Annotated in this window: 35 protein-coding genes; 33 read left to right on the top strand and 2 right to left on the bottom strand. The window is 31.6% G+C overall.

The genetic code is table 11. From position 1 onward, the window contains the following. Positions 1–47 precede the first annotated feature (47 nt). Entirely contained in the window at positions 48–437 is a 390-nt protein-coding gene (locus R5397_RS01995) for a hypothetical protein (protein WP_247065627.1), read from the bottom strand. 397 nt (positions 438–834) lie between these two features. Here R5397_RS01995 and tuf point away from each other — a divergent pair, with 397 nt between their 5' ends. From tuf to R5397_RS01840, 31 genes are all read left to right on the top strand, one after another. Beyond that, the gene (gene tuf, locus R5397_RS01990) at positions 835–2019 is read left to right on the top strand and encodes an elongation factor Tu (RefSeq protein WP_025375490.1); all 1185 of its coding nucleotides are present in this window, start codon (positions 835–837) and stop codon (positions 2017–2019) included. A gap of 47 nt (positions 2020–2066) precedes the next feature. Continuing rightward, a complete protein-coding gene (gene rpsJ, locus R5397_RS01985) occupies positions 2067–2378 on the top strand; it encodes a 30S ribosomal protein S10 (RefSeq protein ID WP_247065629.1) in 312 nt (103 codons plus the stop codon). Between the two features lie 35 nt (positions 2379–2413). Then, positions 2414–3043 carry a 50S ribosomal protein L3 gene (gene rplC / locus R5397_RS01980; protein ID WP_247031922.1) on the top strand — a complete coding sequence of 210 codons (630 nt, stop codon included), beginning with the start codon at positions 2414–2416 and terminating at the stop codon, positions 3041–3043. Between the two features lies 1 nt (position 3044). Beyond that, on the top strand, positions 3045–3674 hold the full coding sequence (gene rplD, locus R5397_RS01975; protein ID WP_421622708.1) for a 50S ribosomal protein L4: 630 nt from the start codon (positions 3045–3047) through the stop codon (positions 3672–3674). A gap of 21 nt (positions 3675–3695) precedes the next feature. Then, positions 3696–3992 carry a 50S ribosomal protein L23 gene (gene rplW / locus R5397_RS01970; RefSeq protein WP_247065631.1) on the top strand — a complete coding sequence of 99 codons (297 nt, stop codon included), beginning with the start codon at positions 3696–3698 and terminating at the stop codon, positions 3990–3992. Between the two features lie 18 nt (positions 3993–4010). After that, a complete protein-coding gene (gene rplB, locus R5397_RS01965) occupies positions 4011–4844 on the top strand; it encodes a 50S ribosomal protein L2 (protein WP_247065632.1) in 834 nt (277 codons plus the stop codon). Between the two features lie 9 nt (positions 4845–4853). Next, complete coding sequence (rpsS, locus tag R5397_RS01960) at positions 4854–5132, top strand: 30S ribosomal protein S19 (RefSeq protein WP_247065633.1); 279 nt, start codon at positions 4854–4856, stop codon at positions 5130–5132. Between the two features lie 5 nt (positions 5133–5137). After that, positions 5138–5500, top strand: a complete 363-nt coding sequence (gene rplV / locus R5397_RS01955) for a 50S ribosomal protein L22 (RefSeq protein ID WP_247065634.1) — start codon at positions 5138–5140, stop codon at positions 5498–5500. A 3-nt stretch (positions 5501–5503) separates the two neighbouring features. After that, positions 5504–6334 (top strand): 30S ribosomal protein S3, encoded by an 831-nt coding sequence (rpsC, locus tag R5397_RS01950; protein WP_421622707.1) that lies wholly within the window; start codon positions 5504–5506, stop codon positions 6332–6334. A 19-nt stretch (positions 6335–6353) separates the two neighbouring features. Continuing rightward, complete coding sequence (gene rplP / locus R5397_RS01945; protein ID WP_421622706.1) at positions 6354–6770, top strand: 50S ribosomal protein L16; 417 nt, start codon at positions 6354–6356, stop codon at positions 6768–6770. 3 nt (positions 6771–6773) lie between these two features. After that, a complete protein-coding gene (gene rpmC / locus R5397_RS01940; RefSeq protein ID WP_247065637.1) occupies positions 6774–6974 on the top strand; it encodes a 50S ribosomal protein L29 in 201 nt (66 codons plus the stop codon). Positions 6975–6979: 5 nt separating this feature from the next. Further along, positions 6980–7234, top strand: coding sequence for a 30S ribosomal protein S17 (gene rpsQ / locus R5397_RS01935; protein ID WP_247065638.1), 255 nt, complete (start codon positions 6980–6982; stop codon positions 7232–7234). Positions 7235–7264: 30 nt separating this feature from the next. Next, complete coding sequence (gene rplN, locus R5397_RS01930) at positions 7265–7633, top strand: 50S ribosomal protein L14 (RefSeq protein WP_247065639.1); 369 nt, start codon at positions 7265–7267, stop codon at positions 7631–7633. Positions 7634–7643: 10 nt separating this feature from the next. Continuing rightward, positions 7644–7949 carry a 50S ribosomal protein L24 gene (rplX, locus tag R5397_RS01925; RefSeq protein WP_247065640.1) on the top strand — a complete coding sequence of 102 codons (306 nt, stop codon included), beginning with the start codon at positions 7644–7646 and terminating at the stop codon, positions 7947–7949. Positions 7950–7952: 3 nt separating this feature from the next. Then, positions 7953–8501, top strand: coding sequence for a 50S ribosomal protein L5 (rplE, locus tag R5397_RS01920; RefSeq protein WP_247065641.1), 549 nt, complete (start codon positions 7953–7955; stop codon positions 8499–8501). Positions 8502–8515: 14 nt separating this feature from the next. After that, positions 8516–8701 (top strand): type Z 30S ribosomal protein S14, encoded by a 186-nt coding sequence (locus R5397_RS01915; RefSeq protein WP_011772438.1) that lies wholly within the window; start codon positions 8516–8518, stop codon positions 8699–8701. 9 nt (positions 8702–8710) lie between these two features. Beyond that, complete coding sequence (gene rpsH, locus R5397_RS01910) at positions 8711–9109, top strand: 30S ribosomal protein S8 (RefSeq protein WP_247065642.1); 399 nt, start codon at positions 8711–8713, stop codon at positions 9107–9109. Positions 9110–9128: 19 nt separating this feature from the next. Next, entirely contained in the window at positions 9129–9671 is a 543-nt protein-coding gene (rplF, locus tag R5397_RS01905) for a 50S ribosomal protein L6 (protein WP_421622705.1), read from the top strand. A 17-nt stretch (positions 9672–9688) separates the two neighbouring features. Then, positions 9689–10048, top strand: a complete 360-nt coding sequence (gene rplR, locus R5397_RS01900) for a 50S ribosomal protein L18 (RefSeq protein ID WP_247065644.1) — start codon at positions 9689–9691, stop codon at positions 10046–10048. An 11-nt stretch (positions 10049–10059) separates the two neighbouring features. After that, complete coding sequence (gene rpsE, locus R5397_RS01895; protein ID WP_421622704.1) at positions 10060–10554, top strand: 30S ribosomal protein S5; 495 nt, start codon at positions 10060–10062, stop codon at positions 10552–10554. A 3-nt stretch (positions 10555–10557) separates the two neighbouring features. Then, complete coding sequence (gene rpmD, locus R5397_RS01890) at positions 10558–10869, top strand: 50S ribosomal protein L30 (protein WP_421622703.1); 312 nt, start codon at positions 10558–10560, stop codon at positions 10867–10869. Continuing rightward, positions 10862–11299: a 50S ribosomal protein L15 gene (gene rplO, locus R5397_RS01885; RefSeq protein ID WP_421622702.1), complete on the top strand. Its 438-nt coding sequence runs from the start codon at positions 10862–10864 to the stop codon at positions 11297–11299. Before rpmD ends, rplO begins: the two co-directional genes overlap by 8 nt. 12 nt (positions 11300–11311) lie before the next feature. After that, positions 11312–12616 (top strand): preprotein translocase subunit SecY, encoded by a 1305-nt coding sequence (gene secY / locus R5397_RS01880; protein ID WP_421622701.1) that lies wholly within the window; start codon positions 11312–11314, stop codon positions 12614–12616. 9 nt (positions 12617–12625) lie between these two features. Continuing rightward, positions 12626–12739 carry a 50S ribosomal protein L36 gene (gene rpmJ / locus R5397_RS01875; RefSeq protein ID WP_002557090.1) on the top strand — a complete coding sequence of 38 codons (114 nt, stop codon included), beginning with the start codon at positions 12626–12628 and terminating at the stop codon, positions 12737–12739. Positions 12740–12748: 9 nt separating this feature from the next. Further along, entirely contained in the window at positions 12749–13126 is a 378-nt protein-coding gene (gene rpsM / locus R5397_RS01870; protein ID WP_421622700.1) for a 30S ribosomal protein S13, read from the top strand. Between the two features lie 30 nt (positions 13127–13156). After that, on the top strand, positions 13157–13546 hold the full coding sequence (rpsK, locus tag R5397_RS01865) for a 30S ribosomal protein S11 (protein ID WP_247065649.1): 390 nt from the start codon (positions 13157–13159) through the stop codon (positions 13544–13546). Positions 13547–13561: 15 nt separating this feature from the next. After that, the gene (locus R5397_RS01860) at positions 13562–14593 is read left to right on the top strand and encodes a DNA-directed RNA polymerase subunit alpha (RefSeq protein WP_421622699.1); all 1032 of its coding nucleotides are present in this window, start codon (positions 13562–13564) and stop codon (positions 14591–14593) included. 18 nt (positions 14594–14611) lie between these two features. Next, entirely contained in the window at positions 14612–14986 is a 375-nt protein-coding gene (gene rplQ, locus R5397_RS01855) for a 50S ribosomal protein L17 (protein ID WP_247065651.1), read from the top strand. A gap of 71 nt (positions 14987–15057) precedes the next feature. Beyond that, the gene (gene rny, locus R5397_RS01850; RefSeq protein WP_421622698.1) at positions 15058–16599 is read left to right on the top strand and encodes a ribonuclease Y; all 1542 of its coding nucleotides are present in this window, start codon (positions 15058–15060) and stop codon (positions 16597–16599) included. Then, positions 16589–17380, top strand: a complete 792-nt coding sequence (locus R5397_RS01845; RefSeq protein WP_247065653.1) for a TIGR00282 family metallophosphoesterase — start codon at positions 16589–16591, stop codon at positions 17378–17380. The genes rny and R5397_RS01845 overlap by 11 nt, the downstream gene beginning before the upstream one ends. Continuing rightward, a complete protein-coding gene (locus R5397_RS01840) occupies positions 17361–18152 on the top strand; it encodes a TlyA family RNA methyltransferase (protein ID WP_247065654.1) in 792 nt (263 codons plus the stop codon). The genes R5397_RS01845 and R5397_RS01840 overlap by 20 nt, the downstream gene beginning before the upstream one ends. On the opposite strand, the gene R5397_RS01835 is transcribed toward R5397_RS01840, so the two are convergent. After that, a complete protein-coding gene (locus R5397_RS01835) occupies positions 18149–18907 on the bottom strand; it encodes a GerMN domain-containing protein (RefSeq protein ID WP_421622697.1) in 759 nt (252 codons plus the stop codon). The two genes, R5397_RS01840 and R5397_RS01835, sit on opposite strands and share 4 nt — an antisense overlap. A gap of 86 nt (positions 18908–18993) precedes the next feature. On the opposite strand from R5397_RS01835, the gene der reads away from it, so the two are divergent. Both der and R5397_RS01825 read left to right on the top strand, forming a co-directional pair. Next, a complete protein-coding gene (gene der, locus R5397_RS01830; protein WP_421622696.1) occupies positions 18994–20310 on the top strand; it encodes a ribosome biogenesis GTPase Der in 1317 nt (438 codons plus the stop codon). Beyond that, positions 20307–21560, top strand: a complete 1254-nt coding sequence (locus tag R5397_RS01825; RefSeq protein WP_421622695.1) for a hypothetical protein — start codon at positions 20307–20309, stop codon at positions 21558–21560. The genes der and R5397_RS01825 overlap by 4 nt, the downstream gene beginning before the upstream one ends. Positions 21561–21562 lie beyond the last annotated feature (2 nt).

Below are 21562 nucleotides of genomic sequence, written 5' to 3'. Positions count from 1 at the left end.
TAAGTAGAGGAATCATACAAAATTGACCATTAATAGATCTTGATAAATTAATCTTGTTTTAGAAATATATAAAATGTATTTTTTTGTCTCTTATTGATATTAATTTTTAATTTAAAGGTTTTTTCTTCTCCTACTTTAAGACCTTCTTTAATTATATGGCCGATTTTATTTCCTTTCTTAAAAATTGCTAATGAATTCCGCTTTATAGCTATTTTTTTATTGTTTTTAAGAGTAATGATTAATTCGTTTTTATTGTTAGTATGAAATTTTACGATTTCAATTTTTTCTATATCTTTCTTTATGCTAATAATGTGGGTAATCTCTCTGCTAATTTCTTTTGATTTGATAGAATTGTTTTTTATACATGATGTAGTTATGGATACAATGAATATTGTAAAAATATTTAATAGTCTTTGTTCCAAATTGTGTTGTGACATATTGTTATTTTATTGTAACCTTTTTAATGATAAGCATGAAATGATTGGTAGATATTAATATCCATATTATTTTTTCTTAATAAGATTTAAATTATCTTTATGATTGTCAATTGTGTATTTGTGAGATGTTGATTATTTTTAATATTTTTGTATTAAAATGTTAAATGTATTGACTATATTATAAATAATATGTAAACTAATGGAGTTATTAAGAATTCTTTTAGAAAAACACGGAAATCGGGTCAATTTCTAAAAAGTTATGTTTTTTGTAAATATAGTGGTTTTACTTAGTGTGTGATTATTGTATCTTTCTATAAATAAACAAAATAAAATTCTTAACAATAAGAGTTTTGAAGAATAGATAAAGATTTAGATTACAAATTTTGGGAGGTGATTCATGGCTAAGGAAGTCTTTCAGAGAACAAAACCGCATATGAATGTGGGTACAATAGGGCATGTTGACCATGGTAAAACAACATTAACCGCTGCTATTAGTATTTATTGTTCAAAGGTAAATAAAGATGCTAAGGCGCTTAAATATGAAGATATTGATAATGCGCCTGAAGAGAAAGCAAGAGGAATAACGATAAATGCCAGACATATTGAGTATGAAACTGCAGGAAGGCATTATGCTCACGTTGATTGTCCTGGCCACGCTGACTATATTAAGAATATGATTACAGGTGCAGCTCAGATGGATGCTGCGGTATTGTTGGTTGCTGCTGATAGTGGAGCAGAGCCACAGACAAAAGAGCATTTACTTCTTGCTCAGCGAATGGGAATAAATAAAATAATAGTATTTTTAAATAAACTAGATTTAGCAGATCCTGAACTTGTTGAACTTGTTGAAGTTGAAGTTTTAGAGCTTGTTGAAAAATATGGATTTCCTGGTGATACGCCAATAGTAAAGGGTTCAGCTTTTGGAGCTATGTCAAATCCTGATGATCCTGAAGCTACAAAGTGCATAAAGGAACTTCTTGAAACTATGGATAATTATTTTGATCTTCCTCAAAGAGATATTGATAAACCATTTTTGCTTGCTGTTGAAGATGTTTTTTCTATCTCTGGACGTGGGACTGTTGCTACTGGTCGTATTGAGAGAGGTGTTATTAAGGTTGGACAAGAAGTTGAAATCGTTGGAATTAGAGAAACTAGGAAGACAACCGTTACTGGTGTTGAAATGTTTCAAAAGATTCTTGAGCAAGGTCAAGCAGGAGATAATGTTGGTCTTTTATTAAGAGGTGTTGATAAAAAGGATATTGAGAGAGGTCAGGTTATTGCTGCTATTGGTACAATTACTCCTCATAAGAAGTTCAAAGCTTCTATATATTGTCTAACTAAGGAAGAAGGCGGAAGACATAAACCATTCTTTTCAGGATATAGACCACAATTTTTCTTTAGAACAACAGATGTTACAGGTATGGTTAGCTTAGAGGGTAAAGAAATGGTTATGCCTGGGGATAATGTTGATATTGTTGTTGAACTTATATCTTCAATAGCTATGGATAAGAATGTTGAATTTGCTGTTAGAGAAGGCGGTAGAACTGTTGCTTCAGGAAGGATTCTTGAAATATTGGAATAGTGTAGGGGTTAGAGGTTTATGTTATCTCTAAAGATTAGGAGAATAAATTGATTACTAAAGATAAGATACGGGTAAGACTTTTTAGTTTTGATATTAAGATATTAGATCAGAGTGCTGAGTCTATTGTTAGGGCTGTTCAAAAATCTAAGGCACAAATTAAAGGTCCTATTCCTTTGCCGACAAAGATAAAAAAATATACTGTTTTGCGTTCTCCTCATGTTAATAAAAAATCAAGAGAACAGTTTGAAATGAGAACTCATAAGAGGCTTATTGATATTTTAGAGCCTACTTCTGCTTTGATGGACTCTTTAATGAAATTAGAGCTTCCTGCAGGAGTGGAGGTTGATATAAAGCAGTAAATAGATTTTTTAAGTTATGAATTTGAGGTGTTTTAATGTTGGGATTGATTGGAAAAAAAGTTGGCATGACGCAGGTCTTTCAAGGCAACGGAGTTGTGGTGCCTGTTACGGTGATAGAATTTGAGCCCAATTATGTTATAGGAAAAAAAACAGTAGAAAGAGATGGATATGATGCTCTGATAATGGGTTCTGTCGATCTTAGGAGTTCTAAAATTTCAAAGCCTATAAGAGGTCAGTATAAAAACTTAGAGAATGTTGAACCTAAGAGATATGTGATAGAATTTAAGGGTCTTAAGGGTTATGATGCTGGCGATGAAATCGGACTTGATGCTTTCAGAGAGATTAAGTATGTGGATATTACTGGTACTACTAAGGGTAAAGGTTTTCAAGGGGCTATGAAAAGGCATAATTTTAGCGGTGGTCCATCTTCGCATGGTTCTAAGTTTCATAGACATCTTGGTGGTACAGGTCAAGCTACTACACCTGCTAGAACCTTTAAGGGAACTAAAATGGCTGGCAGAATGGGTGGAGAGCAACAGACTATTCAAAATCTTGAAGTTGTTTTTATTGATGAAGAGAAAAGAGCCATTTTGGTAAAAGGAGCTGTGCCAGGGATTAAGGGTTCTTTTGTTATTGTTAAAAAGGCGAAAAAAGTGGGTGTTTAGTATGGAAAGAAAAGTTTTTTCTAAGGATGGACAAGAACTTCGAACTATAAATTTAGAGGATGGAGTTTTTAATATAGATATTAGTTATGGTTCTATATATAATGCTATTAATAATGAACTAGCCAATCTTAGGGTTGGAACAGCTTCAACTAAAACTAGGTCTGAGGTTAGGGGTAGTTCAAAGAAGCCTTGGAAACAAAAAGGTACAGGACGTGCGAGGGTTGGTACTAAGAGAAATCCCGTTTGGGTTGGTGGAGGTATAGCTTTAGGGCCAAAACCCAGGGACTATAGTTATAAGCTTCCAAAGAAAGTTAAACGACTTGCTTTTAGATCTGTTCTTAGTCTGTGTGTATCTGTAGAAGATAGATTAAAGATTGTTGAAAATTTTACTATTGAATCAGGAAAGACAAAAGATCTTGCTTTAATAATGAAAAATTTTATCAATATTAATGGTAAAACGGTAATTTTGTTGGGTAATGATGATCAAATGGTTAAAAGAGCAGGAAGAAATATAAGAGATTTAAAGATTTTATCTTTTAATAGACTTAGAGTTGTTGATTTATTTTATGCTAAAAATTTAATAGTGCTTGAGTCTGCTATTAATGGGCTTAATGAGCTTTATGTTAAATAAAAGGGATAGTAAGGATGAGTTATGAAAGCTTATGATATAATAATTTCACCTATGCTTACTGAGAAAACTAATATTCAAAGAGAGAATATGAATGTTTATTCTTTTAAGGTTAGGAAGCAAGCAAATAAAAAAGAGATTGGCGCTGCGATTAAAGAGCTTTTTAATGTTACTCCAATATCATGTAATTTACTTAATGTTAAGAGCAAGGTTAAAATGGTTGTGTCAAGGAAAGGTTATCCTATTGGTAAGGGAAAAACTTCTTCATGGAAAAAGGCGTATGTTTATCTTAAAAAAGAAGATAAGATAGATATTTTTTAGTGGTTTTGGAGAAATAATATGGGTATTAAGACTTATAAGCCAAAAACTTCATCTTTACGTTATAAGACAACTCTATCTTTTGATGAGTTAAGTAAGGGTAATAGTCCTTTGAAGTCTTTAACTAGAGGTAAGGTATCTAGGGCTGGAAGAGATTCTTCTGGAAGAATTAGTGTTAGAAGAAGAGGTGGGGGACATAAAAGACGGTATAGAGAGATTGACTTTGGCAGAAGGGATAAGTTTGGTATACCTGCTCGAGTTGTGTCTATTGAGTATGATCCAAATAGAAGTTCTAATATAGCTTTGCTTGTATATAGAGATGGGGATAAAAGGTATATTGTTGCTCCTAAAGGAATTAAAATTGGTGATGTTTTGGAGAGTGGTCCAAATGCTCCAATAAGGATTGGCAATGCTTTGCCACTTGAGGATATTCCTGTTGGTAAAGCAGTGCATAACATTGAGCTTAATGTTGGAAAAGGTGGACAGCTTGTAAGAGGTGCTGGAGGATATGCGATGGTGCTTGCTTCTAAGGGAGATTATGTAACAGTTAAGCTTCCATCAGGTGAGATGCGCATGATCTTTAAAAAATGCATAGCTACTCTTGGAGAAGTTGGCAATGAAGATTATATAAATGTTTCTATTGGTAAAGCTGGTAAGAGTAGATGGCTTGGTAAAAGACCTAAGGTAAGAGGTGTTGCGATGAATCCTATTGACCATCCACATGGAGGTGGTGAGGGTAAGACTTCTGGTGGTCGTCATCCTGTATCTCCTTGGGGACAGCCAACTAAGGGATATAAGACTCGTAAGAAGAATAAGTATTCAGATAAATTTATCATTAAAAGAAGAAATAATTAGGAGTGTGTAGTGGCAAGATCTATTAAAAAAGGACCTTTTATAGATAAGAGTCTTTATCAAAAAGTTTTAGCCTCTTCTGGCAGAGAGAAAAGGGTGGTAATTAAAACCTATTCTAGAGCCTCAACAATAATTCCTGAGATGGTAAGTCTTACTATATCTGTTTACAATGGGAAGTCTTTTATTCCTGTGTATATTACTGAAGATCTTGTTGGGCATAAGCTTGGAGAATTTTCACCTACAAGAATTTTTAGGGGACATGCTAAATCAGATAAGAAGGGAAGGAAGTAGAGTTTATGTTTGTAAATAGAAGATATACTGCAAGAGGCAAAAATTTGCCATCTTCTCCGAAAAAAGTAAGACCTATAGCTGATAATATACGAGGTAAGCCTTACAGTGAAGCTGTTGCGATACTTTGTTCTATGCCCAATAAATGTGCTAAACTTTTAGGTAAGGTGGTCAAATCAGCTGCGTCGAATGCTATGTATCATAACAGAAATCTTTCTGAAGATATGATATTTATAAAAACAGTCATGATAGATGATGGGCGAAGGCGTAAGAGCATTTGGCCTAGAGCTAGAGGTAGAGCAGATAGGCTGGTTAATAGAAGTTGTCATATTTTTGTTGAAGTTTATGAAAAGATGTATGGTGGAGAATAAGATATGGGTCAAAAAGTACATCCTTACAGTTTAAGAATTAAGATTAATAGGGATTGGAAATCAAAGTGGTATTTTGATAAAAAATTATATTCTGAGATTCTTCACGAAGATTTCTTGATAAGACGGGAAACTATGAAGTTTCTTAAAGGAATTAGGTTTGATATTTCTGACATAGAGATTATTAGAAATAATCTTCAAAGAGTAACAGTAGTAATTTTCACTCCAAGACCTGGTTCTGTTATTGGTGTTAAGGGCGCCAATCTTGAAAAAATTGGACAATTATTAACTAGGAAAATATCTAAAAAAATTAATATTAAAATAAAAGAGATTAAGAAGCCAGAATTTGACGGGCAAATTGTTGCTAATGGGATAGCAAAGCAATTAGAAAATAGAGCTTCTTATAGAAAGCTTTTAAAGTCTTCACTTTTATCTTCTATTTCCAAAGGTGTTCAAGGTGTAAAAATTAAAGTCTCAGGCAGGCTTGGTGGGGCTGAGATTGCCAGAAGTTTTGAAGTTAAAGAAGGACGGATTCCTTTACATACTCTTAGAGCTAATATAGATTATGGTTTTGCCGAAGCTCAGACAACTTATGGTGTTATTGGTGTTAAAGTTTGGTTGTTTAAGGGAGAAGTTTTAGGAAAACAGACTAATTCAGATGCTGGTCAGGTAATTAACAAAAAAATTTCAAGAGAAAAGAGTGAGCATTTTGACAAAAATAGAGTAGATGGTAAGAGTAAAAAAATTGTCAATGACGATAAATTTTCTAGAAAAAAATTAGAATTTGGATCTAAATCCAATAGTAGTTTTAAAAAAAAAGATGGTTCTGATGTCTAGAATCTTTAAGGAGCGTTAAATGTTAAGTCCTAGAAAGGTTAAATATAGGAAGAAGCAAAGAGGGAGACTTTCTGGAGAGGCTCAGAAGGGTAACGAGATATCTTTTGGAGAATATGGGCTTGTTTCTCTTGATACATATTTTATTACTGCACGTCAGATTGAAGCAGCTCGTGTTGCTATGACACGTAAAGTTAAGAGGGGCGGTAAGGTTTGGATCAGAATATTTCCAGATGTTCCTTATACTAAAAAGCCAGCTGAAACTAGAATGGGTAAAGGTAAAGGAGGAGTTGATCATTGGAATGCTCCTGTGAAGCTTGGAACCGTTATGTTTGAGATGGCTGGAGTGCCTAGAGAACTTGCTGAGGCAGCTATGATGCTTGCCAGTTCTAAGCTACCGGTTAAAACTACATTTGTGGTAAGGCGAGATTTGAGGTGAGTTATGTTGAAAAAATTTAGAGATCTTACTCTTGAAGATATGAGAGCTAAGAGATTGGCTTTAAAAAAAGAGTATATGGACTTAAGATTTAAGGCTGTGGTTGGTCATGTTGAGAATCCTTTAAAAAAAAGAGAGCTGAGACGAGATATTGCAAGGCTTAATACAATAGTTCATGAATGTGAAATAGGTATTAGGAAGGTTTAAGTTTTATGGCAAGGGAAAATAAGAAAGAGTTAATTGGAAAGGTTGTTAGTGATAAGATGAGTAAAACAATAGTTGTTGAAATTGTTCAAAGGAAAATGCATCCTATCTATCATAAGTACTTAAAAGTTAGCAGAAGAGTGAAAGCTCATGATGAGAGAGAAGAATCAAAACTTGGAGATAAAGTAAAGATTATTGAGTCCAGGCCTATTAGTAAAGAAAAAAGATGGATGCTTGTTGAAGTTTTGGAGCAATCAAAATAATTTCAGTTATTTTTGTAGAGGAGATTAATTATGGTACAGATGCAGACATATTTAGCGGTTGCTGATAATACGGGTGGTAAGATAGCAGAGTGCATAAAAGTTATTGGTGGAAGTAAAAAACGATCTGCTAGGGTTGGAGACATAATAGTTATTGCTGTGAAGCAAGCAATTCCCAATTCACCTATTAAGAAAGGAGAGGTGCATAAAGCCGTAGTTGTTAGAACCTCAAAAGAGATAAGACGGAAGAATGGGACTTATGTTAGATTTGATGATAATGCATGTGTTATACTTGATGCTAATTTGAATCCAAGAGGTAAGAGAGTTTTTGGACCTGTTGCAAGAGAGCTAAGGGATGCTAATTTTATGAAAGTTGTCTCATTGGCTTCAGAGGTAATATAAGGGGTTATTTATGAAGACTAAGTTGAAAGTAGGCGATAATGTAAAAATTCTTTGTGGTAAGGATAGAGGTAAAACAGGTGAAGTTGTTAGCATAGATAGGAAAAATCTTAAGGTTATTGTTAAGTCTTGTAATATGGTTAAGAAGGTTATCAAGGCAAGAACTCCTCAAGAGAAGAGTAAGATAATTGATAGGGAAGCACCTATAGATATTTCAAATGTAATGTTATTTTCAAATGGTATATCTTCAAGAATAGGGTTTAAATTTGAAAATAATGAAAAAAAGAGATTCCTTAAAAAGAATGGGGAGAATGTTTAGCTTATGAGTTATGTTCCTGCGTTAAAGAAGCATTATAAAGATAATATTATAAAAGAACTTGTTAGTGAGTTCCAATATAAGTCTATTATGCAAGCTCCAAAAATAGAAAAAATTATTGTTTCTGTGGGAGTTGGTGATGCTGTTAAAAATAAAAAACTTTTAGATTCAACTGTTTATGAGCTTAGTCAAATCACTGGTCAACGGGCTGTTAAGACAAAGGCCAAAAAAGCCATTGCTGGATTTAAGATTAGACAAGGTCAAGAGATAGGCGCTAAGGTTACTCTTCGCGGTAATATTATGTATGAATTTTTATATAAACTTATTAATTTGGCGTTACCTCGTGTTAAAGATTTTAGAGGTGTAAATGGAAATGCATTTGATGGCAATGGTAATTACTCTTTTGGCATAGCAGAACAAATAATATTTTCTGAGATAGATTATGATAAAATAGAGAGGATATCTGGCTTGAATGTCACAATAGTAACTACGGCTTTAAACGACAGAGAGGGTAAAGCTTTGCTTTCGAAGTTTGGTATGCCATTTAGTAATTAAAGGAGTTTTTATTTATGGCTAAAAAATCAATGATAGTTAAGGCCTTACGAAAGCCAAAATATAAAACAAGACAAAAAAATAGATGTAAGTTATGTGGGCGTCCAAAGGGGTATATGAGAGATTTTGGTATGTGTCGTATATGCTTTAGGAATCATGCATCTGCAGGATTAATTCCTGGAGTCTCAAAATCAAGCTGGTAAGGAGAATTTATGGCTGTTACGCATTCAGTGGGAGATATGTTAACTAAGATAAGAAATGCAAGTAAGGTTAAGCATGAGTCTGTGGACTTAAAGATGTCTAAAATAAATAAATCTATTTTAGACATTCTGAAAGAAGAAGGATATATTAAGAATTATAATATCTTTGATAAGAAAGGCATTTCTTTTATTAAGGCAATACTAAATTATGATAATAAGAGAAATCCTGCTATAAATAGAATAGATGCTATTTCGACTCCTGGTAGAAAAGTTTATTCTTCATACAAAAATATGCCAAGAATAAAGAATGGGTATGGCATATTAATAGTGTCTTCTTCAAAAGGTGTGATTACTGGCAAGCAAGCCAAAGATAATAAAGTAGGTGGTGAGCTAATTTGCTCAGTTTGGTAAGTTTAAGAGGTAGGTAAATATGTCACGTATTGGTAAACTTCCTATAAAGATAGTTGATTCTGTGAAGGTTGATATTAAAGACAACATAGTAACAGTTGAGGGTAAGAGAGGCAAATTAAGCCAAGAAATAAAGAGTAGCATTAAGGTTAGAGTTGAGGAGAGTAATATTATTGTTGAGCGTTCTTTTGACGATAAACAGACAAGAGCTTTTCATGGACTTTATAGAAGTTTAATTTCTAATATGGTTAAGGGAGTATCTGATGGATTTTCAAAATCTCTTACTATTAGTGGTATAGGGTACAGGGTTGAGCAACAAGGAACGAGTCTTTTTTTTAACTTAGGATATTCAACTCAATTTGAGTATGTGATTCCCAAGGGAATTAATATTCGACTTGATGGTAATACCAAAATTGCTGTTGAGGGCATAGATAAGTGTAGAGTTGGACAGGTTGCTTCTGAGATTAGAGGTTTAAGGGTTCCTGAGCCATATAAGGGTAAAGGAATTAAATATGATAATGAAGTAAGCAGACGCAAAGTAGGGAAATCAGGAGTAAAAAAGTAGGTTTTAGGTGAGTATTTATGAAAAAAGTAAAAGAATCTGAAAAAAGAAATATAAAGCGTAAAAAGAGAATAAGAGATAGAATTGGATTTGGTGTTGCAGATAGGCCTAGGGTTACAGTTTTTAAATCCAATAAATATTTTTATGTTCAAGTCATTGATGATGTGGCTGGTCATACTCTTGCAAGTATTTCTACTATTGAAAAAGATCTTAAATTGAACAAAAATATTGATGATGTAAAGAAACTTGGCGAAATTCTTGCAAAGAAACTTAAGGATAAAAATATAAATAAACTTATTTTTGATAGAAATGGTTATAAATATCACGGTCTTATTGCAAGTTTTGCAACTTCTTTGCGTGAAGCCGGTATTGATGTTTAGGGGGAATTATAGTGGAATCTCAAGTTCATAAAAAGCAAATAGAGAAATTGATATCATTAAGTAGGGTTACTAAAGTTGTAAAGGGTGGAAGAAGGTTTTCTTTTTCTGCTTTTATGGTTGTTGGTGATGGTGAAGGTCAAGTTGGCTGGGGATTTGGTAAGGCTAATGATGCTAGTGATGCAATAAAGAAGAGTTTGGCTAGTGCTAGAAAAAATTTAAGGGTTATTCCTATTAGAAAAGGTACTCTTCCTCATATGGTCATTGGTGATTTTAAAAAAGCCAGAGTTTTAATTAAGCCAGCAACTCAAGGTACTGGTATTATTGCAGGTGGACCTGTTCGTGCTGTCATGGAAGCTTTGGGAGTTCATGATATTTTAAGTAAGTCTCTTGGTTCAAATAATTCTATGAATGTGGTAAAAGCGACTTTTAAAGCATTTGACTTGGTTTTAGATGCTAGAAAAATAGCAGAAATAAGAGGTAAAACTTTAAGGACTTTATGGGGTTAATTTATGATTAAGAGAAAATTGCGACTTCAGCTTAAAAAGATTAGGTTTAAAGCCTCAAGATCTAGGTTGAAGAATAAGGTTTTTATTAGAAAGATGAAAAATAATAGAGAAATTCTTACTAAGAGCGACATTAAGATCGAGGTTGAGCTTAAGAGAAGTCTTATTGGAAAATTAGACAGTAAGGTTAAGACATTGAAAGCTTTGGGTCTTAAGAGAATAGGAGATAAAAAAGTTCATGTTTTAAACAAGTCTCTTCAAGGGATGCTTAATAGTGTAATTAGCATGGTTTTATTAAGTGAGGTAAAGAATGATTAAGCTAAGGAGACCTTTAGGAGCTAATAAGTCTCGAAAAATTGTTGGTAGGGGGCCAGGTTCTGGTCTTGGAAAAACCTCTGGTAGAGGGCAAAAGGGGCAAAAAGCTAGGAATAATTCGCCAAGGGTTGGTTTTGAAGGAGGACAAACTCCTCTTTATAGAAGACTTCCAATAAGAGGTTTTTCCAATCATGATTATAAGGTAAAGTATGAGATTGTAGGACTTGGGGATATAGATAGAAAATTTGAGGATGGAGATTTAGTAAATTATAATACTTTGTTACAAAAAGGGCTTATAAGTAAGAATAAAAAAAATATCAAGATTTTGGCTAATGGCGAGCTTACTAAGAAAGTGAATTTTGAAGTTTCTCGTATTTCAAAGTCTGCTGAAGAATTGGCAACGAAATTTGGTTGTAGTATTAAATTAGTTTGAAATGGTAGTGAAATGAAAGGTTTGTTTTTTAATTTATTTACAATTAAGGATTTAAGGAGCAAATTTTTATTTACTCTGTTTATTCTTTTTATTTTTAGGGTTGGATCTTACTTGCCAATACCAGGAATAGATCCTGTGGCTCTTCGAAGTTATTTTAAATCCCAGTCGGATTTTTCAATTACTAATTATTTTGATTTTTTTTCAGGTGGTGCTTTTAGTAATTTTTCTATATTTATGCTTAGCATAAGTCCTTATATTTCAGCATCAATTATTATTCAGCTTCTTGTTTATTCTTTTCCTTCTCTTAAAAAGATGCAAGAAGGGGATAATGGGAGAAAAAAAATAAAAAAATACACGAAATATCTAACAATTGTTGCGGCTGTAGCTCAAGGATATGCCACTAGTCTTTATGCTAAAAGCATTCCAGGTGCTCTTAATATGCCTTTTTATAGATATATTTTTATTGCTATTTTAACAGTTACAACAGGTACTTTTGTTCTCTTATGGCTTGGTGAACAAATTAATCAGAGAGGCATTGGGAATGGTGTGTCTTTAATAATTTTTTCAGGAATAGTGGTTAGGCTTCAAGCGGCTTTATTTAATCTTTTTCAGAGCATTCGAGATCCATCTCAAAATATTAATCCTGTCTTTATGATACTGGTATTAAGTGTGTTTATTTTGGTTGTTATATTGATCATATATGAGTATAAGGCACAAAGACGGATTGCTATTCATTATGCTAGAGCAAACTCAAGGAATACAGTTAGTTCATATTTACCAATCAAGCTTAATCCGTCAGGTGTGTTGCCTGTTATTTTTGCATCTGTGCTTATTACCTTGCCTTTGCAAATTTTAAGTGGATTTGCTGGAACTTCTGTTCTCTCAAGACAAATTTTATCTTATTTAAGGCCTAATGGGCTTTATTATACTTTATTGAATGTAGTTTTAATAATAGGTTTTACATATTTTTATTCAAAGATACAATTGAGTCCAAAAGATATAAGTAATAATATTCGTAAAAATGGGGGAACTATTCCAGGTATAAAGGCGGATGAGATGGAGGGTTATTTAGATAAAATTATGAATAGAACATTATTTTCAGGTTCTATTTTTTTGTCTATTATTGCAATTATTCCGTTTTTAGTGCAGAATATTTTTAGATTTCCTTATGATGTCTCAAGGATTATGGGTAGTTCTTCACTCCTTATTATGGTAGGAGTAGCTCTTGATACATTAATTCAGATTGATGCATATTTAAAGACTCAAGGATTGTCTCGTGGACCTGGCAAAAAGTATGCTTTTTTGCAGAAAATTTAGGAGTAGTTTATGAAAGTTAGGGTAAGTGTAAAGCCAATTTGTGAAAAATGTAAAGTGATAAAGAGAAAAGGTGTTTTAAGAATTATTTGTGATAATCTTAAACATAAACAAAGACAAAAATAAGGGGAAAAAATGGCTAGGATAGCAGGAATAGATTTGCCAAATAACAAACAACTTCAAATAGCTCTTACGTCTATTTATGGAATAGGAAGAGCTAGAGCTTTAGAAATTTGCAGAAAAACAGATATTTTACCAGAAAAAAGAGCTAAAGATTTGGATAATGATGAAATTAATAAGCTTAGGAAAATAATTGAAAGTGATTATGTTGTTGAGGGAAAGCTTAGAAGTGAGTTAGCTATGTCTATTAAGAGGCTTATGGATATTGCATGTTATAGGGGGCTTAGACATAGAAAAGGTTTACCCTTAAGAGGGCAGAGAACTAAGACTAATGCAAGAACCAGGAAGGGAAAGAGAAAGACTGTGGCTAATAAGAAGATGGCTGCTAAATAAAGTTTTTTTGCTTATATAGGAGAGATAAGTTTGAGTGCAAAAGTATCAACTAATAAAAAAAAGGTAAAAAAAAATATTGGTGAAGGCAATGTTTATATACAGGCTACTTTTAATAATACCATAGTAACTGTATCAGACATAAGAGGAAATACTTTAGCTTGGGCAAGTGCAGGTGGAATGGGATTTAAGGGTGCTAAAAAATCGACTCCTTATGCTGCTCAGATGACTGCAGAAGCGGCTTTAGGTAAAGTTAAGGATTTTGGTATTAATTATGTTCATGTTTTTGTTAAAGGTCCGGGGATTGGTAGAGAGTCTGCCATACGAACTGTTGGATCAACAGGTATAATTGTTAAATCAATCTCAGATGTTACTCCAATACCGCATAATGGGTGTAGACCTAAGAAAACTAGACGAGTTTAGTTAGAGGAGCTATTGATGTCTTTAGGAAAGCTTTTGAAAGATTTTACTATACCTGATAGGATTGAGTTTTTAAGAGGAGAGGATGATAGTTCTTATGGAAAATTTATAATGTATCCTTTTGAGAAAGGTTTTGGTGTTACTATTGGTAACACTTTAAGGCGAGTTTTGCTATCTTCTATTGAAGGATATGCTATTTCTGCTATGAGGGTTCAGTCTAATCAAGGTGGGTCTTTAAAGATCGTTTCAAGTGAATTTGATTTAATACCTGGTGTTGTAGAGGATACTCTTGAAGTAATTGCTAATATTAAGAATATTCACTTAAAGTTAGATGAGGGAGTTAATAGTACTACAATAAATCTTTCTGTTAATGGAAAAGATACTAATGTTTTAAAGGCAGTTCATCTTGAAAGAGAAGGTGTTGAAGTTTTTAATAAAGATTTAGTTATTGCTACACTTTCAAGTGAGGCAAATTTGGATTTTGAATTTCAAATCAATTATGGAAGAGGTTATGTTTCTTCTGAACAGAATGCTAAATATTTAGAAGAAGTTAATACCATTGCACTTGATTCTATATTCTCTCCAATAGAAAAGGTGACATATTCTGTTGAAGATACTAGAGTTGGGCAGAGATCTGATTATGATAAACTTGTTATGGAAATTTGGACAACAGGTGTAATTAGTGCTAAAGACGCAATTAAAAAAGCGGCTTCTGTAGTGAGGGACTTTTTGCTTCCATTGGTTAATTTTGAAGATAAGGTTGTACATTCTGTTGAGAGTTCTGAACTTAGAGATTCCGATATACTTAGTATAAATATTGAGAAATTAAATTTATCTGTTAGATCTCTTAATTGTTTGACCAAGGAAAATGTTAAGACTTTAGGAGAACTTATTAGCAAAAGTGCAGAGGATCTTTCAAAGGCAAGGAACTTTGGGAAAAAAAGTTTAGAAGAAATAATTGAAAAGCTTAGTGCTTATGGATTATTTTTGGGAATGTCTAAGGCAGAAGCTCTAAAAATATTGAATAAAAACGATAAAATATCTCATTAGAAGGGAGATCATTGTTATATGAAGACTAAGGTAGGATTTAATAGGTTAGATAGAAAATCAAGTCATAGAAAGGCGCTTTTGAGAAATATGGTAATTTCTCTTTTTAGGCATGAAAAAATAACTTCTACTAAAGCAAAATTGAGTGAAGTTAAGAGATTTGCTGAAAAATTAATTACTAGGGCTAAAGTTGATAGTGTACATAACAGAAGAGAAGTATCAAAATTTATACATGATAAATATATTCTGAATAGATTATTTACTAGAATTTCCCCTATCTTTAAAGAAAGAAAGGGTGGGTATACTAGGGTTATTAAGCTAGGACAAAGGTATGGGGATGCAGCTGAGATGGCAATTCTTGAACTAGTTGATAAAACCTTAGAAGAAAAGCAATAGTCTTACGTATTAAATATATCCTTTTAAAGGATTTATATTTAATTGGTTTGGCAGAATAGGGGGTAAATTGTATGTCATATATTACTTTTTCTTCTATTCTTGTTGGTGTTTTAGGTATTGTATTAGGTTTTTTAATAAGAATTATTTTAGGTAGGTTTTCTTTATTAAATTTAGATAAAAAGCTAAAGAAAGTACAAGAAGAGGCAATCGTAGAGATAGAAAATGAAAAAAAGCGAGTTATTTCATATGCAAAAGCTCAAATGCTTAAAGAGAGAAACCAGCAGGATAGGGAAATAAGAGAGCGAAAAAATGAGGTTTTTAATTTAGAGAGAAGATTATTACAAAGAGAAGAAACTTTAGATAAAAGAATATCAGCTCTTGATAAGCAGCAAAGTAGGATTGATTTTAAGCTTAAGGAATTTGAGCAAAAAGAAAAAATAATACGAGATAAGGAATTATCTCTTGTTAAAAAGTTAGAAAATATTGCTGGTCTTACAAAAGAAGAAGCAAAAAAGATTGTAATTGAAAAAGTTGAAAATGAATCTAAGAGAGATGCTCAAATAATTATTAATAAAAGTGAACAAGAGGCTCAACTTCTAGCAGATAAGGTAGCTAAAGATATATTGGTCTCTACTATGCAACGTATAGTAACAGAGGTCAGCTCTGAGTTTACAGTTACTTCTGTTGAACTGCCTAATGATGAGATGAAAGGTAGAATCATTGGTAAAGAAGGACGTAATATCAGGGTTCTTGAGACATTAATAGGTGCAGATATTATTATTGATGATACTCCTGAGGCTGTTGTTATATCATGTTTTGATCCAGTAAGGAAGGAGATAGCAAAAAGGACTCTTGAGAGACTCGTTGCAGACGGGAGAATTCATCCTGCAAGAATTGAAGAAATTGTTTATAGTGTTACTAATGAGATCAATAATATTATTCTTGAGGAAGGCGAAAAGGTAGTATTTGATTTAAATATACATGGATTTGACAAAAGGCTTATTAGGGGACTTGGAAGGCTTTACTTTAGAAGCAGTTATGGTCAAAACGTTCTAAGTCATTCAAAAGAAACAGCAATAATTGGAGAAATTTTAGCTAAGGAGATGAAATTAGATCCTGTTGTTGTCAAGAGAGCATGTCTTTTGCATGATATTGGAAAGGGTATGGAAAGTATTTCTGAGAATAGTGAGGGGCATGCTATTACGGGTGCTGAGCTTGCTCAAAGTTGTGGAGAGAGTGATATTGTTGTCAATGCTATTGCTGCACATCATAATGAAATAAAGCCTGAAAGTTTTGAGGCTATCGTTGTTCAAATAGCTGATGCTATTTCTGCATCTCGTCCTGGTGCAAGACGTGAAAGTTTGAACAATTATATAAATAGACTTAAGAGACTTGAAGAGATTGCATATGGATTTGAGGGTGTTCAGAAGTGTTATGCAATTCAGGCAGGTCGTGAAGTTAGAATTATCGTTGACAATTTATTGATTAATGATGAGAAAGCTACTATTCTTGCAAGAGATATTGCAAAGAAAATAGAAGTTGAGATGAGATATCCTGGTAAAATAAAAGTTACTATTATTCGTGAAACTAGAGTTATTGAGTATGCAAGATAACGATGTGATTAGAGCATTAATAATTGGAGATATCATAGGTAATGGGGGACTTAAAAAGGTTTTTTTTAATCTTAAGAATCTTAAAGAGAAGTATAATATAGATTTGACAATTGTCAACGGGGAGAATTCCTCAGGTGGTTTTGGAATTACTCCAGAGATAGCAGAAAATCTTTTTAAGGTAGGTGTGAATGTTATTACTACAGGTAATCATGTTTATGCAGATCATAGTATAAGGGAATATTTGGATAAACAGGAGTATATTTTAAGACCAAATAATTTTTCAGATCTTCTTGAAGGACATGGGTATTGTATTTTAAATGTTAAAAATGAAAAAGTTGCTGTTATAAATATTCAGGGATTTTTAGGAATGACTTTCATTGTTAAAAATCCTTTTGAAAATATAAAAAAAGTTGTGAACATGATTAGAAATAGAGTTAAAACTATTTTTGTCGATTTTCATGCTGAGAGTAATTATGAGAAAGAGAGTTTTGGATATTTTTTAAACGGATTGGTAACTGGAGTTATTGGTACGCATACACATATAATGACCCAAGATGAGAGAATCTTAGATAAGGGGACTGCTTATATTAGTGATCTTGGAATGACAGGTAGTTTGAATTCTGTAATAGGATTTAATCCTGAGATTTCTCTTAAAGGATTACTTGAATATGTGGCTTTACGAACAGAAACTGTTGAAGAGGATGTGATTATACAGGGAGTTGTTATTACTTCTCATTTAAAAACAGGACGTGCTTTGAAAATTGAAAGAATACAGAAATAGTTTATTAAATGTGCTTTGCAAGAATTGTCCAGGTCTGACAAGAGAAGAACTTAGAATTTTAATTTTGACTGGCAGGGTGTATGTCAATTCTCACAAAGAAAGAAATCCTAAGGTTTTGCTGTTAAGAAATAGTAAAATAAACTTAATAGAGAGTGAGTCTAGGCAATTTGTTTCAAGAGGAGGTCATAAACTTTTTGAATCTTTAGAAACATTTAAAATTACAGTTAAAGATAAAATCTGTATAGATGTTGGTGCTTCAACAGGTGGTTTTACAGATTGTCTTTTGCAAGAAGGTGCAAAGTTAGTTTATGCAGTTGATGTTGGATTTAATCAGCTATCTTATAAATTAAGAGTTGACCCAAGGGTTAAAGTTTTTGAAAAGACTAATATTTTTGATATTAAACAATTTGACATACAGCCTAATTTTGCCGTTATTGATGTTTCTTTTAGATCTGTAATTAGTATATGTGCAAATTTAATTGATAAGCTTTATGATAAGCTTATCGTTGTTCTTGTTAAACCTCAATTTGAGCTTAAAGGATTAAATTTAAATATAAAAAATTTTAATGGTATAGTTGGAGAGAGATATCTGAGTAATATATTAAATAAGGTAATTAAAAAGTTTTATGATAATGATCTACAAATTAAAAATATATTAAAACTTGCAACCAAAGGACGGAAAGGAAATCAAGAATTTATGTTTTTGGTTGTTAAAGATAATTCAATAAATCTTATGCAATCTCTTGCCCTTCTTGATGATATTAATTTTTAATATTTTGCGAGTTTTTTGTTATCTAGGATTCCTGAAAAATCTAAATTTAAGTCTTCAAGTATTATTGGATTGTTTTCAACTTTTAAAGTTATTCCTTTGATGCCTTGAATTTCAAGACATGTTAAAATAATTTGCTTGACTTGATTAATTGTTCCTTCTACTCCAAAACTATTTTCATAAAACTCTTTAGATAAATTTATGTGGGCAATTCCATCATTTATACTTAAGTTTAATACTTTGGTATTGATAGGAATTAAACTTAAAAAATTATTTTTAAGTTCATATTCATTAGGACCATTAATTAGTGCTTTTAATGTTTCTTTGAGAATATTTTTATCATATTGAATAGTTCGTTTAATCCATTGTTTTAAAAAATGTCCCTCAGCGGTAACTTTTATAAAATATAGCTTAACTTCTTTTTTGTTTTTTAAGTATTTTTGTTCTTGATATTTAAATTCTTCTTCAATTTTTTGTATTTCAGGTGGCTTTATTAAAAATTTTTCATTGTTAAGTATTTTAATAGTTTCATTTTTTGTATTCTCTAGTTTTGCTTCTATCTTATTAGGTTTTGATTGGCTAAATTCAAAATTGTCATTATTTTCAATTTGCTCATTGAATATATTTTTAATAAGTGAATTTTTAATTATTAGTAATAAACACAGTCCTGTTAAGAATATTGCAAATAATACTAAAAATATATCTATTTGATCAAAGCTACTTGTTTTTCGTTTACTATTTCTTTTTTTCCTTATCAATTGGGATTCCGTTTATAATTGGCATAAAGCTGTAATATTTGATATTATAATAGAAAAACCTACATAAGGAAAGAGGCAGTTTAGCTTTGATTAGTTCTAAAGTTCAAGATTATAAAAGTGTTCTTATTGTTGGCAGACCAAATGTTGGAAAGTCTACTTTATTTAATAAACTTTTAAGCTCAAATAGAAGTATTACAGATGAAATTTATGGAGTTACTAGGGATTTGATAAAAGAGATTTGTACAGTAGATTCTTATAAATTTTATTTGATTGATGCTGGTGGATTTACCCTTTTAAGGGATGAACTTAGTAGAGTTGTGGTTAATAAAGTTATAAGCTTGTTTGATAGCATTGATTTGATCTTGTTTGTTTTAGATGTAAATGAAATCTTATCAGAAGATTATGAGCTTATTGATAGGTTAAGAAAATATAGTGATAAGATAGTATTGGTATTAAATAAAATAGATAGTCATCATAAGGAAGTCTTAACTTATGAATTTCAAAAGTTAGGCTTTCAAAAGAGCTTTTTAGTTAGTGCGACTCATGGAAAAGGAGTAAATAGCTTAAGAATTTTTTTGAAAAATTCAGTAGGTAAATTGGCAAGTGATGATAATGTTGATGTTAAGATTGGCATTATAGGGAAACCAAATGCAGGCAAATCTACTCTTATTAATTTTTTAGCAGGACGTGAAGTTTCAATTGTGTCTCAGGTTGCTGGGACTACAAGGGATTTTGTTAAAGCAAGATTTCAAAGGAATGGTAAAACATTTGAGCTTATTGATACGGCTGGAATAAGGCGGCGAGCAAGGGTAAATGAACTTATTGAACATTATTCTGTAAGTAAAGCTTTAAGGGTAATTGATATGGTAGATATTGTCTTTTTATTAGTTGATGTTAAAGAAGACTTGACGGCTCAAGATAAGAAAATTGCTCATTGTGCAACTAAACGGGGTAAAGGGATTATTATTGTGTTTACCAAGTGGGATCTTGTAAAGTCAAAAAGTGGTTATTTTGAGGCTTTAAAGAATCGTGTTAAATTTTTTTTCCCGATTTTAAATTTTTCTCCCATATTAAGAATATCTGTTCATAAAAAAGAGGGGATAGATAATCTTTTTAAAGAAGTAATTAAATTAAGAAAACAACTTGAACTTAAAATAAGTACTGCTGATTTGAATAAGATGTTAAATTTATGGATTAAGGATTATCATTTGAATGCTTCACATAAAGTGAAATATATAACTCAGATTAGTGTTAATCCTGTGAAGTTTATTTTATTTGCGAATAAAATAACTAATTTTCCAAATTCTTATTATAATTATTTAGTAAATAATATTCGTAAAATTGGTTATTATAATATTCCAATTTTAATAGAACTGAGAGAAAAAACAAGAGACTTAAAGTGAGATATATATTTTTATTTTTGATAGTTGTTAATCTGAATCTCTTTGCATTTGAGAATTTTTTTTATGATTTTAGTGTTAGAGCAAATTATGCGAAATATTTTAATTCTAGGAATACTGCTTTTAAGATAAAAACTCAAAAATATTATATTTCAGATGATTATTATGTTGAAGTATCAAATTCAATATTGGGAGATTATGCTTACTATTCTTTTTTTAATCGAAAAAATGGTGTTTCTTATATTTTTCCAGGCTCTTATGTAATTAAAGTTGGAAGATATGGTATTGAACAGATAAAGATATTTTTTCTAAATAGAGCAGATACTTTTATTAGAATAAAGGCAGGTGATGTTCATTCAAGTGCTGATTTTTATTTAATTAATACTTTTATTTATAAAGATATTAAATTGCCTTTTAAAATTAGTGATATTGCTACTGGTTCTTTTTTAGAAATAGCTAAATATATTAGTAATTTTATTGATTTTGAACTTTTTAGACCTAGCTCTCTTGAAGCTTATGATAATATTTCTAATATTGTTGATAGTCTGAAAGCCTTTTTAAAAGTTTCTCCTTTAATATTTGAAGTACATGATGGAGCAATGAATGAACTAGGTGAAATGGTGTATATTAGAACGGGTGAACCTCAAAGAGAACCTATAGGATTTAATTGTTCTGGATTTGGTAAATGGGTAGCAGATTCAATTTATAAGGCAATGACAGGAAAGCTTTTAAAAATAAAGGATCTTAAAGTTAAGCATATTGGAATTAGAGGTAATAGTTTTACGAAGTATTATGAATTTAGTAGGGAGCCATTTTTTGGACTTGATTGGACTCGTAATATTGCCTATAAACTTAAAAATGTTGATGCTAATCTAGACTTATCTAGGGTTAAGGAGTTAGATGTAAATAATGTTGGTTTTCTTAAGTATATTGAAAACCGTGGATATGAGATTGATAATTTAGAGTTTATTTTGTATTATTTAGCTGTCAAGGAGCCTGGTCACATGTATTTTGGCTCTTTGAATACAACAATTAATGGATTTCCAGGAAAGGTTTTTCATAAACATGTTGTTGTGTTATTTCCATTTATTGATAGAGAATCTATTTTTAGAGTATCTTTAATGGAAATTAATGATGAAACTTCAATTAAATCACTTAGAGGTAGATATCCAAATTCATATATTCATTTAGTTAGGGCCAAAGTTCCAAAGAATATATCCATAGTACCAATACCCAAAAGGATAAATCATTAAAT

Origin of the sequence: Borrelia sp. MN22-0132, assembly GCF_049201035.1 — a bacterium.
In the GTDB taxonomy this organism is placed as follows: domain Bacteria; phylum Spirochaetota; class Spirochaetia; order Borreliales; family Borreliaceae; genus Borrelia; species Borrelia puertoricensis.
The sequence above is the reverse complement of the archived record's forward strand: the minus strand, read 5'-3'. Positions and strand labels throughout refer to the sequence as shown.

What these genes read in the sequence shown, in the direction of transcription:
- R5397_RS01860 (WP_421622699.1), top strand. Translation starts at nt 13,562, where the DNA reads ATGTCTTTAGGAAAGCTTTTGAAAGATTTTACTATACCTGATAGGATT.
- rpmC (WP_247065637.1), top strand. Translation starts at nt 6,774, where the DNA reads ATGTTGAAAAAATTTAGAGATCTTACTCTTGAAGATATGAGAGCTAAG.
- rpmD (WP_421622703.1), top strand. Translation starts at nt 10,558, where the DNA reads ATGATTAAGAGAAAATTGCGACTTCAGCTTAAAAAGATTAGGTTTAAA.
- rplW (WP_247065631.1), top strand. Translation starts at nt 3,696, where the DNA reads ATGAAAGCTTATGATATAATAATTTCACCTATGCTTACTGAGAAAACT.
- rpmJ (WP_002557090.1), top strand. Translation starts at nt 12,626, where the DNA reads ATGAAAGTTAGGGTAAGTGTAAAGCCAATTTGTGAAAAATGTAAAGTG.
- rplQ (WP_247065651.1), top strand. Translation starts at nt 14,612, where the DNA reads ATGAAGACTAAGGTAGGATTTAATAGGTTAGATAGAAAATCAAGTCAT.
- rplB (WP_247065632.1), top strand. Translation starts at nt 4,011, where the DNA reads ATGGGTATTAAGACTTATAAGCCAAAAACTTCATCTTTACGTTATAAG.
- R5397_RS01995 (WP_247065627.1), bottom strand. Translation starts at nt 437, where the DNA reads ATGTCACAACACAATTTGGAACAAAGACTATTAAATATTTTTACAATA.
- rpsC (WP_421622707.1), top strand. Translation starts at nt 5,504, where the DNA reads ATGGGTCAAAAAGTACATCCTTACAGTTTAAGAATTAAGATTAATAGG.
- rny (WP_421622698.1), top strand. Translation starts at nt 15,058, where the DNA reads ATGTCATATATTACTTTTTCTTCTATTCTTGTTGGTGTTTTAGGTATT.
- rpsH (WP_247065642.1), top strand. Translation starts at nt 8,711, where the DNA reads ATGGCTGTTACGCATTCAGTGGGAGATATGTTAACTAAGATAAGAAAT.
- secY (WP_421622701.1), top strand. Translation starts at nt 11,312, where the DNA reads ATGAAAGGTTTGTTTTTTAATTTATTTACAATTAAGGATTTAAGGAGC.
- tuf (WP_025375490.1), top strand. Translation starts at nt 835, where the DNA reads ATGGCTAAGGAAGTCTTTCAGAGAACAAAACCGCATATGAATGTGGGT.
- R5397_RS01845 (WP_247065653.1), top strand. Translation starts at nt 16,589, where the DNA reads ATGCAAGATAACGATGTGATTAGAGCATTAATAATTGGAGATATCATA.
- rpsM (WP_421622700.1), top strand. Translation starts at nt 12,749, where the DNA reads ATGGCTAGGATAGCAGGAATAGATTTGCCAAATAACAAACAACTTCAA.
- rplV (WP_247065634.1), top strand. Translation starts at nt 5,138, where the DNA reads ATGTTTGTAAATAGAAGATATACTGCAAGAGGCAAAAATTTGCCATCT.
- rplC (WP_247031922.1), top strand. Translation starts at nt 2,414, where the DNA reads ATGTTGGGATTGATTGGAAAAAAAGTTGGCATGACGCAGGTCTTTCAA.
- rplN (WP_247065639.1), top strand. Translation starts at nt 7,265, where the DNA reads ATGGTACAGATGCAGACATATTTAGCGGTTGCTGATAATACGGGTGGT.
- R5397_RS01915 (WP_011772438.1), top strand. Translation starts at nt 8,516, where the DNA reads ATGGCTAAAAAATCAATGATAGTTAAGGCCTTACGAAAGCCAAAATAT.
- rplO (WP_421622702.1), top strand. Translation starts at nt 10,862, where the DNA reads ATGATTAAGCTAAGGAGACCTTTAGGAGCTAATAAGTCTCGAAAAATT.
- rplE (WP_247065641.1), top strand. Translation starts at nt 7,953, where the DNA reads ATGAGTTATGTTCCTGCGTTAAAGAAGCATTATAAAGATAATATTATA.
- rplP (WP_421622706.1), top strand. Translation starts at nt 6,354, where the DNA reads ATGTTAAGTCCTAGAAAGGTTAAATATAGGAAGAAGCAAAGAGGGAGA.
- rplD (WP_421622708.1), top strand. Translation starts at nt 3,045, where the DNA reads ATGGAAAGAAAAGTTTTTTCTAAGGATGGACAAGAACTTCGAACTATA.
- rpsQ (WP_247065638.1), top strand. Translation starts at nt 6,980, where the DNA reads ATGGCAAGGGAAAATAAGAAAGAGTTAATTGGAAAGGTTGTTAGTGAT.
- rplR (WP_247065644.1), top strand. Translation starts at nt 9,689, where the DNA reads ATGAAAAAAGTAAAAGAATCTGAAAAAAGAAATATAAAGCGTAAAAAG.
- rplF (WP_421622705.1), top strand. Translation starts at nt 9,129, where the DNA reads ATGTCACGTATTGGTAAACTTCCTATAAAGATAGTTGATTCTGTGAAG.
- rplX (WP_247065640.1), top strand. Translation starts at nt 7,644, where the DNA reads ATGAAGACTAAGTTGAAAGTAGGCGATAATGTAAAAATTCTTTGTGGT.